The sequence below is a fragment of the Phaeobacter sp. SYSU ZJ3003 genome (assembly GCF_041300735.1).
Lineage (GTDB): Bacteria > Pseudomonadota > Alphaproteobacteria > Rhodobacterales > Rhodobacteraceae > Phycobacter > Phycobacter gallaeciensis_A.
Genome location: NZ_PXNU01000001.1, coordinates 141,832 through 155,859, shown reverse-complemented (window position 1 = coordinate 155,859; position 14,028 = coordinate 141,832). Strand labels below are relative to the sequence as shown.

Below are 14,028 nucleotides of genomic sequence, written 5' to 3'. Positions count from 1 at the left end.
CTAGGCCACCTTTTTGCGGGCTTCGGGATAAAGCACGGCTTTGAAGGGCTCCATCCCGACGCGGCGGTAGGTCTCGATGAAGGTCTCGCCTTCATCGGTCCGCAGCTCCAGATAGGCGCCGATCAGACGCTCGACCGCCGGAACGATCTCGTCATAGGCGAAACCGGGGCCGGTGCGGGTGCCGATGGCCGCCGTTTCGGTGGCATCGCCGCCAAGGGTGATCTGGTAGTTCTCCACCCCGGCGCGATCCAGCCCCAGAATGCCGATATGGCCCACGTGGTGGTGGCCGCAGGCATTGATGCAGCCCGAGATCTTGATCTGCAGGTGCCCCACGTCGTGCTCCAGCTTCAGCTCTTCGAACCGGGTTGCGATATCCTGCGCAACGGGGATCGAGCGGGCGGTGGCCAAGGCGCAATAGTCCATGCCGGGGCAGGCGATGATATCCGAGATCAGGCCAATGTTGGCGGTCGCAAGGCCGACCTCTTTCAGGCGGGCATGGATCGCGGGCAGGTCCGATTTCAGAACATGCGGCAGGATCACGTTCTGCTGGTGGCTGATGCGCAGCTCGTCATAGCCGAATTCCTGCGCCAGATCCGCCATCACGCGCATCTGCTCGGCGGTGGCATCGCCGGGGGTGGCGCCATGCGCCTTGACCGAGATGGTGACGATGGCGTGGTCTTCGTTGCGATGCGCCGACAGGTTGGTGTCGGCCCAGGCGCGGAACACCGGATCGTTGTCATAGGCTGCATCATAGGCCGTGGTGTCGCCGCTGCGCAGGGCGGGGGGCGTGAAATGTGCCTTGATCTCTTCCAGCAGCTCCTGATCGGCGCCGTTGAACTGGGCGCGGCGCTCGATAAAACGCTCTTCAACCAGGTCGCGGATCTTGTCGATGCCGTTTTCCTGCACGGTGATCTTGATCCGGGCCTTGTATTTGTTGTCGCGCCGACCGAGCAGGTTGTAGACGCTCAGCACCGCCTCAAGATAGGGCAGCAGGTCCGCCTTGGGCAGGAACTCCCGCAGCACCTTGCCGATCATTGGCGTGCGGCCAAGGCCACCGCCCACGATCACCTCGAACCCGGTCTCGCCCTCACGGGAGACCATGCGCAGCCCGATGTCATGGGCGCGGGTCACGGCGCGGTCCTCTTCGGCGCCAGTCACCGCGATCTTGAACTTGCGCCCCAGGAACTGGAATTCCGGGTGGTCGGTGGACCATTGCCGGATCAGCTCGGCATAGGGGCGCGGATCTTCCAGCTCACCCTTGGCGGCGGCGGCAAAGTGATCCGAGGTCACGTTACGCACGGTGTTGCCCGAGGTCTGGATCGCGTGCAGGCCCACTTCGGCCAGCGCGTCCAGCATGTCCGGCACGTCCTTCAGGGTCGGCCAGTTGTACTGGATGTTCTGACGGGTGGTGAAATGGCCATAGCCCTTGTCCCACTTTTCGGCCAGCAGCGCGAGCTGGCGCATCTGGGCGCTGCTCAGCGTGCCATAGGGGATCGCCACCCGCAGCATATAGGCGTGCAGCTGCAGATACAGGCCGTTCATCAGGCGCAGGGGTTTGAACTCGTCCTCGGTCAGGCTGCCGTCGATGCGGCGCTCTACCTGGGCACGGAACTGGGCGTTGCGTTCAGCCAGAAAAGCGGCGTCAAAGTCGTTATACTTATACATTGGAGAGAGCCTCCTGTTTGCCATGGGCGTAGTTCGAGGGACCGGTGCGGCGGAATTCTTCGCGGAAGTGGACGGGTTCAGGACCATCCGCGCCGGGTTTGGCATCGGTCAGGTAGATGCCGACAACGTTGAGGGCATCGCGTTCGGCGGCCAGCAAGCGCAGCTGCGCCTCGGCCTCGTCGGTGATCAGCTCGGCCTCACTCAGCGAGCGGCTCCAGCTGTCCTTGGCGGTGTAATAGATCACGTCGCCCTCAAGGAGGTCATTCGCGGTGATCACTTTGGGCGTAAAGGGACGGGGCATCAGGCGAGCTCCATATTCAGATCGGAGGTAAGGTCAGAGGCGAGGTCGGGCAGGGCGGCGATGCTTTGGCGCGGCGCCAACCCGAGGAAGGTAAGGGCCGGACCGGAGAGCCCTGCCGCAGCCAGATCGGCGGGCAGCCGATCCAGCGTTGTTTCCAGAACGCGCTGGTTGGCGCGCGAGGCATGTTCGACGATGGTCACCGGCGTGGCCCGGTCGGCGCCGTGCATGATCAGGCGGCCCTGCACGAAACGCGCGGACTTCTTGCCCATGTAGATGGCAGCCACTTCACCGGGGCGCGCCAGGGCGGTCCAGTCGTGATCGGCAAAACCGCGCATGTCGTGCCCGGTAAGGAACCGCACCGAGGAATTGCGCCCGCGCTGTGTCAGGCTCTGACCGATGGCGGCGACCGCTGCAGAGGCGGCGGTGATGCCGGGCAGGATCTGATAGCCGATCCCGGCGGCGTCGCAGGCGGACAGCTCTTCGTCGAGGCGGCCAAAGACGGTGGGATCGCCGGATTTGAGCCGCAGCACCTTGCGGCCCGCACGGGCATGGGCCACCAGACGGTCACAGATCTCCTCCTGCGACATGGAAGGGCCAAAGCCTTCCTTGCCGACATCCTCCAGCGCGATGCCCGGGGCGGCTAGGGCCATGATCTCGGGGCTGACCAGGCGGTCGAACAGGATCACATCCGCGGCCTGCATCGCTTTCAGCACCTTCAGAGTCAGCAGATCGGGATCGCCCGGGCCAGAGCCGGCAAAGGCAACCTGACCCGGCGCGGGGCAGCACATGCCATCTGCGCGCTCAAGGCTGGCAGAGGGAATGATCGGGGCAAAACTGGACATGTGGCGCCTCATTTCTGGTGTTTGACTTGACCCTCAATATAGGAAATATTCCCATTTAAGCGCCATACATCCGGCCAAATAAGGACATGTGTTCCACGTGGTTCAGGGCTTGGTGACCAAGGTTTCGATGCAGAGGGAAAATTGGAATGACAGTGCGGATTGATGCCACGGATCGGAAAATCCTGGCGGAGCTGCAACGCGACGCCAGCCAGTCGCTGGACGAAATCGCCAAGCAGGTGGGCAGCTCAAAGACCCCGGTCTGGAATCGCATCCGCAAACTGCGCGAGGCCGGGGTGATTGGCCGCCAGACCGTGATCCTGGACGCCGAGGCGCTGGGGTTCGAGGCTTGTTTCTTCGTGCTGATCCGCACTTCTGAGCACGAGGCGGAGTGGCAGGCGTCCTTCCTGCAGGCGCTACGCGACCGCCCCGAGGTGCAGGAGGCGCACCGGCTGGCCGGCGATATCGATTACATCCTGAAGGTGCGCGTGAAGAACGCGCGGGCCTATGACAAATTCTATCAGGCGCTGATTTCAGAGGTACGGGTGCACAATGTGACCGCGCTCTTGTCGATGGAGGAAATCAAATCGACCACGCTGCTGCCGCTGGAGCCAGCGGAGTAGGGGAAGTGGAGGGCGGCGCCGGGTGGCGCCGACCATCAGCGGCTCACCATCAGCCGGGTGAGGCCATGAAAATGGTAGCTGTCTGAATACTCGGGTTTTTCTGCCAGACGCAGATCGGGGCAGCGCTGGAACAGGATGGGCAGCGCGATGCGCATTTCCAGCCGTGCCAGCGGCGCGCCGACGCAGAAATGCAGTCCGCCCCCAAAGGACGTGTTGGTCTTGGCCGGGCGGCTGGGGTTAAAGACCTCTGGATCATCAAGCACTGCCGGGTCGCGGTTGGCCGCACCCAGAAGCAGCGCCACCTGATCGCCGCGCTGGAAGGTGTGGCCGAAGACCTCGGCCTCTTCATAGGCATAGCGGGTGAACATATGCAGTGGCGGATCATAGCGCAGGATTTCCTCGACCAGTTGGTCGATCCCGTCCTCGGTCAGCCAGGCCGGATCCCAGCCCTGTTCCAGCATCGTCTTCACCCCGTTGCCAAGGGCGTGCACTGTTGCTTCGTGCCCCGCATTCAGCAGCAGGATGCAGGTGCCGATCAGCTCATCCGTGGTCAGGCTGTCCCCGGCCTCCTCGGCGGCAATCAGGCGGGTGATCAGATCATCCTGCGGATCGCTGCGGCGTTGATCGATATAGCTGCGCAGATAATCGGAAAAGGCGGCAGATGCCTCGGCTGCGGAATGCTCGGTCTCTTCCGTGCGCCCGGCCTGATACATGGCCACCATTCGGTGCGACCAATCCAGAAGCTGCGGCGCCATCCCTTCGGGCACACCCAGCAGGCGGCAGATGGTCACGATCGGAACCTGCGTGCAATAGGCCTGCAACAGATCAAAGGGCTGATCCGGAAAGGCATCGATCAGATCGTGGCACAGCTGCGCGATATCCGCCTCAAGCGCGGCAATCGCGCGCGAGGTGAAGGCCCGCATCACCAGTTTGCGCAGGCGGGTGTGGCGCGGCGGCTCGGCGTCCAGCAGCGAATGAGCCTCGACAGCCAGAAACGGCGCCAGATGGGCCGGGCCGGGCGTGGCCATTTCGGCGGGGATTTCCCGCCCGAAGCGGCGGTCCCGCAGCAGCATGTGAACGGCCGATTTGCGAAAGGCTGCCACCATGTCGTAGTCCTGCCAATAGTGTAGGGCGCCCGCGTCGCGGGCTTTGGCGTAGAACGGATAGGGATCTTGCACAAAGGCCGGATCGGTCGGGGACTGATGCAGTGTTTTCATGCGGCGACTTTTGCCATGGCGGCTGGTCAATGCAAGGTGAGTTTCATAGTCTGGCCTGCATGAGGCAGTATCAATGATCAAACAAACCATGTGGCAGCGCTGGGGCCTATTGCTGGGATTTGCATGTGCAGTCGCAGGGCTGGCGGCTGCGGTCTGGATCTATGGGTACCGGCAGGCGCTGGACTCGCTGGCAGAGCGCAGCGCGGCGGATCTGGCATTGGCGTCGGATCGGGTCAGCACGCAGTTGCAGATCTATCAGGAACTGGCTGTTCTGACGGCGGATCATCCGGTGCTGGACGGGCTGGATACGGCGGCGGGGCAGCAAGAGGCAGCACGGCGTCTGCGCGAGGTGGCGGACAAGACGGCGGCGCTCGACGTGTTCTATGCAGACCGTTCGGGGCGGGTTCTGGCCTTTGCCGAAGGGGTCGCCGGAGGCTCGGTGGCCGATCAACCCTATTTCAAACGTGCCATGCAGGGCGCGCTTGGCACCGGTCAGGCGGTGCTGCTGCCCGAAGGACGGCGAGCCTATTTCTATGCCGCGCCCAGCTTTGCGCCCGGCGGCGGCGTGCTGGGGGCGCTGGTGGTCGTGGCCGATGTAGAGGATGTGGAGCAGACCTGGCGCGGTTCCCTGCCGGCGGTCTTTTTCACCAACCGCAACGAGGAAGTGTTCATCTCCAATCGGCCGGAATTGCTGTTCTGGCGCCGGACCGAACGGCTGCCGGGCAGCGCGGCCGAGGGAGGCGATCCGGTTTCCTTCGCGGTCGAAAATCACGGCGGGCACGAGGTCTGGCAGATGTCCGGCAGCTCCTACCTGCCGCAGCAGGCGCTGCACCTGACGGTGGACCTGCCGGTCATCGGTATGCGTGGAGAGATTCTGGTGGATGTCGCCCCGGCGCGGCGTATCGCAGCCTTGCAGGCGGCGGCTCTGACGGCGGTGTGTCTTGCCTTCGGCACACTGCTGTTTTTGGCGACCGAGCGGCGCCGAACGCTGGCCCGGGCCAATGTCATTCTGGAAACCCGGGTCGAGGCCCGCACCCAGGCCCTGCAGGTGATCAACACTCAGCTGCGCCGCGAGGTCCATGAACGACAAGAGGCCGAAGCGGCGCTGAAACAGGCGCAGGAAGACCTGGTTCAGGCCGGGAAACTATCGGCGCTGGGGCAGATGTCTGCGGGCATCAGTCACGAGCTGAACCAGCCGCTGATGGCCATTCAGCAATATGCCGAAAACGGCGCCGCCTTTCTTGAGCGGGAAAAGCCCGAGCGGGCGGCGGAAAATCTGACCCGGATTTCGAGCATGGCCGAGCGCATGGCGCGGATCATCAAGAACCTGCGGGCCTTTGCCCGCAACGAAAGCGAACCGATGGCGCGGGTTGATCTGGTGCAGGTGATCAATGCGGCGGTGGAACTGACTACGGCGCGGCTGGAAACGGACCATGTGACGCTCGATTGGGCAGCGCCATCCGGTCCGGTCTACGCCTGGGGCGGCGAGGTGCGGCTGACGCAGGTTTTTGTAAACCTGATCAATAACGCCGCCGACGCCATGATGGAGCAGGACCAGCGGGCGATCCGCATCGCGCTGGAATGGCCGTCACAGCAAACCGGCGCGCGGCTGCGCGTTCATGTCCGTGACATCGGCCCGGGCATCAAGGAGCCGGAAAAGATGTTCGAACCCTTCTATTCTACCAAGGCGGTGGGCAGCGCCGAGGGGCTTGGCCTTGGGCTGTCGATCTCTTACGGGTTGGTGCAAAGTTTCGGCGGCCACATCCGCGGCTGCAACAGCAGCGATGGTGCGGTCTTTACCGTCGAACTTGACCCCTGGAGCGAGGAAGAAGCTGCATGACCCGGCGGGTACTGCTCGTGGATGATGACGCGGCGGTGCGCGAGGCGCTGTCGCAGACGCTTGAGCTGAACGACCTGGAGGCGGTGACAGCTGGCTCTTTCGTGGCGGCCAAGGATCTGATCACTCCCGAATTCGATGGGGTGATCCTGTCGGACATTCGTATGCCGGGGCGGGACGGGTTTCATCTTTTGACCTATGCGCATGAGATCGACGCCGAACTGCCGGTTATCCTACTGACAGGCGAAGGCGACATCCCGATGGCCGTGCGGGCGATGTCCGAGGGCGCCTTTGATTTTCTGGAAAAGCCCTGCGCCCCGGGGGATCTTCTTGCGGTGCTGGAGCGGGCGCGCAAGACCCGGGCGCTGGTGCTGGAAAACAGACGCCTGAAACGCCAGCTGGAGGCGGGCGATCCGGCGGCGCGGATGCTTTTCGGCACCTCCCCGCAGGCAGAACAGCTCAGGACGCGGGTGCGCGCAGTGGCGCCCACCGGAGCCGAGGTTTTGGTGACAGGTCCGGCGGGCAGTGGCGTTTCCAAGGTCGCTGAAGTCATCCACCTGATGTCACCGCGGGCGCAGGGCGCCTTCGTCAAACGGCCCGCCGCCGGGATGACCATCGAAGCCTTTGATGCGCTGTGCCAGGATGCGGCGGGCGGGTCGTTGTTTCTGGATGAAATCCCGGCCATGGCCGACGCGGTGCAATACGCGGTTCTGGAACGGCTGGAGCAGGGCGTCGCCGCCCGGGTGATCGCAGGGACCACCAGCGATCTGGCGCAGCTTGCCACCAGCGGTGCCTTCAATGCTGACCTGTTTTATCGCTTGGATGGCATGCGGGTGCGCATTCCATCGCTGGCTGAACGGCCCGAGGATATCCCGGTTCTGTTTCGTCATTACGTGGCCCAGGCGGCAGAGCAGGCGGGCATCGCAGCGCCCGAGATCAGCCAGGAGCATCTGGCGATGCTGATGGCGCAGGACTGGCCTGGCAATGCCCGCTCACTGATGTCGGCGGCCATGCGGTTCGTGCTTGGCATGCCCGAGGAGGTCTCGGTCGGCTCTGGTCTGGGGCTGGCGGAACAGATGGCGCAGGTGGAACGGTCCTTGCTGATCGCGGCTCTGGGGCGCCAGAACGGGCGCGCTTCGGCGGCGGCGGCGGCGCTGAAGCTGCCGCGTAAGACCTTTTACGACAAACTGGCCCGATATGGTATCCGCCCCGAGGACTATCGCCGCGCATCTGACGCGTGATTCCAGTGGTTGAAAAGATGGCGTTACGGCTGTGCGGAAATCCGCACACCTCGCGCTGATCCCTGTGCGGGTTTTCGCACAGCCTACAATTTAGGCGCCTGCGCTCGAGAACTGGGCGCCACGCATCTGTCTGAAAAATTTATAAAAAAATCAAAATCAGCCGAATCACGACTCAATTCTTGAGCGGGGCAGTGCGATTCGCGATCCTTTCGGCGGGGCTTGTGCATTGCGCACAGGCTATGGAGAGAAATCTGGGAGGACTATTATGAAGTTCCTGACTGCTACCGCCGCCGCTCTGGCGATGACCGTATCCGCTGGTGCCGTTCAGGCGGCCTGTGACGAAGGCGAGATCGTCGTCAAGTTCAGCCACGTCACCAACACCGACAAGCACCCCAAGGGGATTGCCGCGACGCTGCTGGAAAAGCGTGTCAACGAAGAGATGAACGGCACCATGTGCCTTGAGGTCTATCCGAACTCGACCCTCTACAATGACAACAAGGTGCTTGAAGCGATGCTGCAGGGTGACGTGCAGCTGGCCGCACCGTCGCTGTCCAAGTTCGAAAAATTCACCAAACAGTTCCGCCTGTTCGACCTGCCGTTCATGTTCAAGAACATCGATGCGGTTGACGCCTTCCAGGCGTCTGAAAACGGTCAGGCGATGTTGGATTCGATGCAGCGCCGCGGCCTGCAGGGCCTGGCTTACTGGCACAATGGCATGAAGCAGATGTCGGCCAACAAACCGCTGGTCGAGCCGACCGACGCCAATGGTCTGAAGTTCCGCGTGCAGTCCTCGGACGTGCTGGTCGCGCAGATGGAAGCGATCGGTGGCAGCCCGCAGAAAATGGCCTTCTCCGAAGTCTACGGCGCTCTGCAGCAGGGTGTTGTCGATGGTCAGGAAAACACCTGGTCCAACATCTACGGCAAGAAGTTCTTCGAAGTGCAGGACGGGATCACCGAAACCAACCACGGCATCATCGACTATCTGGTGGTGACCTCGGTGGACTGGCTGGACAGCCTGGAGCCGGAAGTACGCGACCAGTTCCTGACCATCCTGTCGGAAGTGACCGAAGCGCGGAACTCTGAATCGGCCAAGGTCAACGCAGCAGCCAAGCAGGCGATCATTGATGCCGGTGGCACCGTGCGTCAGCTTTCGGCCGAGCAGCGCCAGTCCTGGGTCGACACCATGAAACCCGTCTGGGCGCAGTTCGCCGGTGACGTGGGTCAGGACAAGATCGACGCCGCACAGGCGATCAACGCAGGCTTCTGATAGCCGCACCCCGGGGCGCGCCATCCAAGGATGAGTGCTGCGCCCCGTTTTGCAGGCGGCGTGGGGATCCGCCGCTTGCACCATTTTATCAACATAGCAGGGGAGACTGGCATGTCGGGGGCAAGAACCGGCCCGGCCGGGGTCATCAATACGCTGGAAGAAACGCTGATCGCGCTGCTGTTGGGGCTGATGACAGTGATCACCTTTGCCAATGTGGTGGCGCGTTTCGTGTTCAACTCCAATATCCTCTGGGCGCTGGAACTGACGGTGTTCCTTTTTGCCTGGCTGGTGCTGCTGGGGGCGTCTTACGCGGTCAAGACGCATGCGCACCTGGGGGTGGATGCCATCGTCAACACGCTTGCGCCGCCTGCACGTCGCGTTGTGGGGCTGATCGCGGTTGGCGCCTGCCTGCTGTTTTCGCTGCTGTTGCTGAAAGGCGCCTATGATTACTGGGCGGTGTTTGCGGATCTGCCGCCGACCTCGGGGCGCTGGTTCCCGACCGGGCTGGATATGAAGGCCCGCAGCCAAAGCTTTTACGAGGTTCAGGATGTGCCGATGGTGGGGATCTTCCGGTTTCTGGAGGATCTGATCAACTACGGCGATTCCTACGAAAAACTGCCCAAGGTGGTGCCGTATTTGATCCTGCCGCTGTCGATGCTGCTGCTTGTGATCCGCTTTGTGCAGGCTGCCCTGCGCATCTGGCGCGGTGAGGCCGACCGGCTGGTGGCCAGCCACGAGGTTGAGGACGAGTTGGACGAGGCCCGCGCCCGCGCCACCGGAGAAAAGACGGGGGGAGAAAACTGATGGACGTCGTTCTGCTTTTTGCCATGGTGGTTGGCCTGATGCTGATCGGCGTGCCGATCTCCGTCTCGCTGGGCCTCAGCTCCACCCTGTTTCTGCTGGTCTATTCGGACAGTTCGCTGGCCTCGGTCGCCGGCACATTGTTCGAAGCCTTCGAAGGCCATTTCACCCTCTTGGCCATTCCGTTCTTCATTCTCGCCTCGACCTTCATGTCGACCGGCGGTGTGGCGCAGCGGATCATCCGGTTCTCGATTGCCTGCGTCGGCCATTTTCAGGGCGGTCTGGCGATCGCTGGCGTCTTTGCCTGCATGATGTTCGCAGCGCTGTCCGGGTCTTCTCCGGCGACCGTGGTGGCCATCGGCTCCATCGTGATCGCAGCAATGCGCCAAGCGGGCTATTCCAAGGAGTTCGCCGCCGGTGTGATCTGTAACGCGGGTACGCTTGGCATCTTGATCCCGCCCTCTATCGTGATGGTCGTCTATGCGGCCTCGGTCGACGTTTCGGTCGGACGGATGTTCCTTGCCGGTATCATTCCGGGCCTTTTGGCCGGGGTGATGCTGATGGTGACGATCTACGTCATCGCCCGGATCAAGAACATGCCCAAGGGCGACTGGGCGGGCTGGGCCGAGGTCGGTGCCTCTTTCCGCGAGGCGTTCTGGGGCCTGTTCCTGATCGTGATCATCATGGTCGGTATCTATGGCTACCCGTGGTATTCGCCTGAACTGGGGCTTTACAAGGAAGGCGCGATCTTCACGCCGACCGAAGCGGCCGCCGTGGCATCCGTCTATGCTTTCCTGGTGGCAACCTTTGTCTATCGCGACATGGGACCGCTGGCGGGAACCGAGGTGCGCCCGCGCCGCACCGTCCTGCAGGCGCCACTTGCGCTGCTATCGGTCTGGTTCCACAAGGACACCAAACGGGCGCTGTTCGATGCGGGCAAGCTGACCGTGACGCTGATGTTCGTGATCGCCAACGCGCTGATCTTGAAACACGTACTAACCGACGAGCAGGTGCCGCAGCATATCGCCAATGCCATGCTGTCGGCGGGCTTTGGCCCGGTGATGTTCCTGATTGTTGTGAACGTGATCCTGCTGATCGGCGGTCAGTTCATGGAGCCGTCGGGCCTGTTGGTGATCGTTGCGCCGCTGGTGTTCCCGATCGCAATCGAGCTGGGCATCGACCCGATCCATCTGGGCATCATCATGGTGGTCAACATGGAGATCGGCATGATCACCCCGCCGGTTGGCCTGAACCTCTTTGTCACCTCCGGGGTTGCGGGCATGCCGATGATGGCGGTGGTCCGGGCGGCCCTGCCGTTCCTGGCGGTGCTCTTCGTCTTCCTGATCATGGTAACCTACATCCCATGGCTCAGCACGATGATCCCGAATGCGCTGATGGGGCCGGAGATTATAACGAACTAGAGATTCACGAGTACCGAGTTGTGTAAGAGTTGGTACGAGTGAGGGCGCCCCGGGAGATCGGGGCGCCATTTTCGTCTGCGAGACTAGAAGCAAAGGCCGTAAAAAAGCCCAGCTCTGCGTCAGAGCCGGGCTTGTCATTCACTTGTGAGGCCGCGCCTCTTGGTCAGGCGTTCTCCAAAGCCGAGATGATCGGAGAGAAATCCGCGGCGGTCAGGCTGGCGCCGCCAACAAGGGCGCCGTCCACGTTCGACACGGCGAAGATCTCGGCCGCATTGCCGGGTTTCACCGAGCCACCGTAAAGCAGGCGAATGCCTTCGGCGGTCTCGGCGCCAAAGCGATTGGTCAGTTCGGCGCGCAGGAAATCGTGCACCTCGCCGATCTGCTCCAGCGTCGGGACCTTGCCGGTGCCGATGGCCCAGACCGGTTCATAAGCGACGACCAGCGTGGCGCCGCTGGCGCCCTCCGGCACCGAACCGGCCAGCTGTGTGCCGACGACCGAAAGGGTCTTGCCCGCTTCGCGCTCTTCCAGCGTCTCGCCAAGGCAGACCACGGCCAGCAGGCCAGCGGCCATGGCGGCTTCGGCCTTGGCAAGGACGATGGCGTCGGTTTCACCGTGATCGGCGCGGCGTTCAGAGTGGCCCAGGATCACCGCGCTTGCACCTGCATCCAGCAGCATCGCGGCGCTCAGATCGCCGGTATGCGCGCCCGAGGCCGCGGCGTGGCAGTCCTGACCGCCGATTTGTACCGGTCCGCCGCGGGTGGTGTCCGCTGCGCGCGACAGCAGCGTTGCGGGCGGGCAGATCAGGATGTCGGTGCCATCCGGCGCCGGATGGCCTTCAGCCAGCGCAGCAAGCTCGACCAGCTCTGCCCCGGTGCCGTTCATTTTCCAGTTTCCCGCCGCCAGTTTCCGCCGCATGTGTCGCTTCCCTTGTTGTTCTGTGGCGTGGTGGTAGCACCCCGCGTCAGAGGGAGCAATTGTGCAAGACGCCGCTGGCGTGGCCATTGGAAACACAAAAGGGCGACCGAAGCCGCCCCATGCAATGAATGCCGTAATCTATGGTGATCAGTCGTCTGAGTTCAGGCGCCGGGTATATCCTTGAAGCTGATCGACTCGCCGCAACCGCAGGCCTCGGCGACGTTGGGGTTGTTGAACTTGAACCCGCTTTCCAGCAGCGTGGTTTCATAGTCGATCTCGGTGCCAAACAGGAACATCTGTGCCATCGGTGCGATCATCACCCGGGCGCCGTCCTGTTCCACGACCTCGTCGTTGGGATCGGCGTCATCGACGTATTCCATGGTGTATTCCATGCCGGCGCAGCCGCCTTTTTTCACGCCGATGCGCAGGCCCGCGTGGCCCGCATTCTGCATCAGCTTTGAAATCTGCGCCGCAGCCTTCGGGGTGATGGTTACAGCCTGTTTGCCGGGGATACCGAACATGAAAGTCTCCAGTTTCGCGCGTTACCCTCAATCTAGGGTCCTGCGGCGGCAGGCTCAAGGGGGCGGTGGCAGATGCGATGCACAGGTGCCTGTGCGGTGGCGGTTTTTTTGTCTACAGTCCCATGCAGTTGGCGTAATAGGTCACCGTTGCAGGCCAGTCGGAAAAGACACCGGAGACGCCCACATCCTGCGCCAGAACGTCCAACACCTGATAATAGGCCGAGGCATCCGAGATCGCCGGTTTCACCGACCGGTAATACCAGCCGCCGCCATTTGTCAGCGGCCCAGAGCGCTCCATCGACCAGGCGATGATCTTGAGCCCCGCCTCGCGCGCCTTGATGGCATAGGGGGAGGGCACGATCTTCCCGTCCTCCAGCGCCAGCAGCATCCAGATCGGCGGTGCGATATAGTTAACCCCCATATCTGCCAGCTCCTGCATGCTCGGCTTGAAACTCGCGGGGTTGGACGGATCCACCTTGCCTTCATCGGCATCGGATTTGGAATAGCGGTCATCGAGGTACACCGCCTGCGCGCCGAACTCCGGCTCGTTCTCGATCCAATATAGAACATCGCTGAGATCGAAACTTTGCAGCCAGACATCCGATGCTGGCACGATCGCGGATTTGTACTCTTCCACCAGCTTCTGCGCGTAGTCTTCCTGCGTGAAACCTTTGAAGGGCATCTTCACCGCGGGGGCCTTCAGCTCGGGCGTGAACTTGGCGCCAAGGCTGCGGAACAGAGCGATGGACTCAGCGTGGGTCATGCTGCGCGCGCCATCCACATAGAGCGTGCTGCGCCATGGGGCGACGCCGCCCTGATAGGCCTCAGCAGTCGTGGCCGTCTTGTCGCGGCTGTCCATCTTGGGAGTCAGGCTGCGGAACTCTTCCAGCGTGATCTCCGAGGTGCGGCACTCGGCCTTGGCGTCCGCGCCGCCGCCTGCGGGGGTGAAGGGGGTGATGCAGGTGTCGGCCAGATCGCTGGTCAGGATATCGGTGGTGGTGTGAAGATCGTTCTGGGCGTGGCGGCAGACCAGCTGCAAATCCTTGGTAAAGGTCACATCGCACTCAAGGATCCCGGCGCCCATCTGCGCGGCGGCCATATTGCTTTCGACGGTGTGTTCGGGAAAGAGCAGCGGTGCGCCGCGATGGCCGATGGAGAATTCCGTGCGCTGCGGCACCTGCGCGGCGCAGGACTGCAGCCGGTCCTTCAGCGCGCCCGCGGGCAGTTTGTCGACCAGATAGGCCGGGCGAGGGCCATAGGTCAGGGCGGTTCCGGCGACAGCAGAAGTGGCGGCAAGCGACAGGAGTAGGCCGGGCAGGGTAAGGGCCGACAGGGAAAAGGAAAGGCGCAAAGGGATTCTCCGGAAAAATCAGGTTTGA

13 protein-coding genes are annotated in these 14,028 nt (G+C 62.8%); 6 read left to right on the top strand and 7 right to left on the bottom strand.

Translation table 11 applies throughout. The annotated features are described in order from the left end of the window. From C6W91_RS00720 to cobA, 3 genes are read right to left on the bottom strand one after another with little or no spacing between them, the layout of a single operon-like run. Entirely contained in the window at positions 1 to 1,665 is a 1,665-nt protein-coding gene (locus tag C6W91_RS00720) for a nitrite/sulfite reductase (RefSeq protein ID WP_370570392.1), read from the bottom strand. Next, on the bottom strand, positions 1,658 to 1,966 hold the full coding sequence (locus C6W91_RS00715) for a DUF2849 domain-containing protein (RefSeq protein WP_274831886.1): 309 nt from the start codon (positions 1,964 to 1,966) through the stop codon (positions 1,658 to 1,660). The genes C6W91_RS00720 and C6W91_RS00715 overlap by 8 nt, the downstream gene beginning before the upstream one ends. Continuing rightward, positions 1,966 to 2,808: a uroporphyrinogen-III C-methyltransferase gene (gene cobA / locus C6W91_RS00710; RefSeq protein ID WP_370570391.1), complete on the bottom strand. Its 843-nt coding sequence runs from the start codon at positions 2,806 to 2,808 to the stop codon at positions 1,966 to 1,968. The genes C6W91_RS00715 and cobA overlap by 1 nt, the downstream gene beginning before the upstream one ends. Positions 2,809 to 2,954: 146 nt before the next feature. On the opposite strand from cobA, the gene C6W91_RS00705 reads away from it, so the two are divergent. Next, positions 2,955 to 3,428, top strand: coding sequence for an Lrp/AsnC family transcriptional regulator (locus C6W91_RS00705; protein ID WP_065273197.1), 474 nt, complete (start codon positions 2,955 to 2,957; stop codon positions 3,426 to 3,428). Between the two features lie 35 nt (positions 3,429 to 3,463). Here C6W91_RS00705 and C6W91_RS00700 read toward each other — a convergent pair whose 3' ends face one another. Beyond that, on the bottom strand, positions 3,464 to 4,645 hold the full coding sequence (locus C6W91_RS00700; RefSeq protein WP_274868019.1) for a cytochrome P450: 1,182 nt from the start codon (positions 4,643 to 4,645) through the stop codon (positions 3,464 to 3,466). A 73-nt stretch (positions 4,646 to 4,718) separates the two neighbouring features. On the opposite strand from C6W91_RS00700, the gene C6W91_RS00695 reads away from it, so the two are divergent. The 5 genes from C6W91_RS00695 to C6W91_RS00675 all read left to right on the top strand — a co-directional run bounded on the left by C6W91_RS00695 (position 4,719) and on the right by C6W91_RS00675 (position 11,212). Beyond that, entirely contained in the window at positions 4,719 to 6,485 is a 1,767-nt protein-coding gene (locus C6W91_RS00695; RefSeq protein WP_274868018.1) for an ATP-binding protein, read from the top strand. Then, a complete protein-coding gene (locus C6W91_RS00690; RefSeq protein WP_274868017.1) occupies positions 6,482 to 7,723 on the top strand; it encodes a sigma-54 dependent transcriptional regulator in 1,242 nt (413 codons plus the stop codon). Before C6W91_RS00695 ends, C6W91_RS00690 begins: the two co-directional genes overlap by 4 nt. Before the next feature lie 265 nt (positions 7,724 to 7,988). Continuing rightward, positions 7,989 to 8,990, top strand: a complete 1,002-nt coding sequence (locus C6W91_RS00685; RefSeq protein ID WP_274868015.1) for a DctP family TRAP transporter solute-binding subunit — start codon at positions 7,989 to 7,991, stop codon at positions 8,988 to 8,990. 111 nt (positions 8,991 to 9,101) lie between these two features. Further along, complete coding sequence (locus C6W91_RS00680; RefSeq protein WP_065273801.1) at positions 9,102 to 9,794, top strand: TRAP transporter small permease; 693 nt, start codon at positions 9,102 to 9,104, stop codon at positions 9,792 to 9,794. Continuing rightward, positions 9,794 to 11,212 carry a TRAP transporter large permease gene (locus C6W91_RS00675; protein ID WP_274833635.1) on the top strand — a complete coding sequence of 473 codons (1,419 nt, stop codon included), beginning with the start codon at positions 9,794 to 9,796 and terminating at the stop codon, positions 11,210 to 11,212. The genes C6W91_RS00680 and C6W91_RS00675 overlap by 1 nt, the downstream gene beginning before the upstream one ends. 163 nt (positions 11,213 to 11,375) lie before the next feature. Here C6W91_RS00675 and tpiA read toward each other — a convergent pair whose 3' ends face one another. From tpiA to C6W91_RS00660, 3 genes are all read right to left on the bottom strand, one after another. Next, a complete protein-coding gene (gene tpiA, locus C6W91_RS00670) occupies positions 11,376 to 12,128 on the bottom strand; it encodes a triose-phosphate isomerase (RefSeq protein WP_274868013.1) in 753 nt (250 codons plus the stop codon). Positions 12,129 to 12,289: 161 nt separating this feature from the next. Next, positions 12,290 to 12,649, bottom strand: coding sequence for an iron-sulfur cluster assembly accessory protein (locus C6W91_RS00665; protein WP_274836777.1), 360 nt, complete (start codon positions 12,647 to 12,649; stop codon positions 12,290 to 12,292). Positions 12,650 to 12,761: 112 nt separating this feature from the next. Continuing rightward, the gene (locus C6W91_RS00660; protein ID WP_370570390.1) at positions 12,762 to 14,000 is read right to left on the bottom strand and encodes a glycerophosphodiester phosphodiesterase family protein; all 1,239 of its coding nucleotides are present in this window, start codon (positions 13,998 to 14,000) and stop codon (positions 12,762 to 12,764) included. Between the last annotated feature and the right edge of the window lie 28 nt (positions 14,001 to 14,028).

What these genes read in the sequence shown, in the direction of transcription:
- C6W91_RS00715 (WP_274831886.1), bottom strand. Translation starts at nt 1,966, where the DNA reads ATGCCCCGTCCCTTTACGCCCAAAGTGATCACCGCGAATGACCTCCTT.
- C6W91_RS00695 (WP_274868018.1), top strand. Translation starts at nt 4,719, where the DNA reads ATGATCAAACAAACCATGTGGCAGCGCTGGGGCCTATTGCTGGGATTT.
- C6W91_RS00680 (WP_065273801.1), top strand. Translation starts at nt 9,102, where the DNA reads ATGTCGGGGGCAAGAACCGGCCCGGCCGGGGTCATCAATACGCTGGAA.
- C6W91_RS00675 (WP_274833635.1), top strand. Translation starts at nt 9,794, where the DNA reads ATGGACGTCGTTCTGCTTTTTGCCATGGTGGTTGGCCTGATGCTGATC.
- C6W91_RS00705 (WP_065273197.1), top strand. Translation starts at nt 2,955, where the DNA reads ATGACAGTGCGGATTGATGCCACGGATCGGAAAATCCTGGCGGAGCTG.
- cobA (WP_370570391.1), bottom strand. Translation starts at nt 2,808, where the DNA reads ATGTCCAGTTTTGCCCCGATCATTCCCTCTGCCAGCCTTGAGCGCGCA.
- C6W91_RS00720 (WP_370570392.1), bottom strand. Translation starts at nt 1,665, where the DNA reads ATGTATAAGTATAACGACTTTGACGCCGCTTTTCTGGCTGAACGCAAC.
- tpiA (WP_274868013.1), bottom strand. Translation starts at nt 12,128, where the DNA reads ATGCGGCGGAAACTGGCGGCGGGAAACTGGAAAATGAACGGCACCGGG.
- C6W91_RS00690 (WP_274868017.1), top strand. Translation starts at nt 6,482, where the DNA reads ATGACCCGGCGGGTACTGCTCGTGGATGATGACGCGGCGGTGCGCGAG.
- C6W91_RS00685 (WP_274868015.1), top strand. Translation starts at nt 7,989, where the DNA reads ATGAAGTTCCTGACTGCTACCGCCGCCGCTCTGGCGATGACCGTATCC.
- C6W91_RS00665 (WP_274836777.1), bottom strand. Translation starts at nt 12,649, where the DNA reads ATGTTCGGTATCCCCGGCAAACAGGCTGTAACCATCACCCCGAAGGCT.
- C6W91_RS00700 (WP_274868019.1), bottom strand. Translation starts at nt 4,645, where the DNA reads ATGAAAACACTGCATCAGTCCCCGACCGATCCGGCCTTTGTGCAAGAT.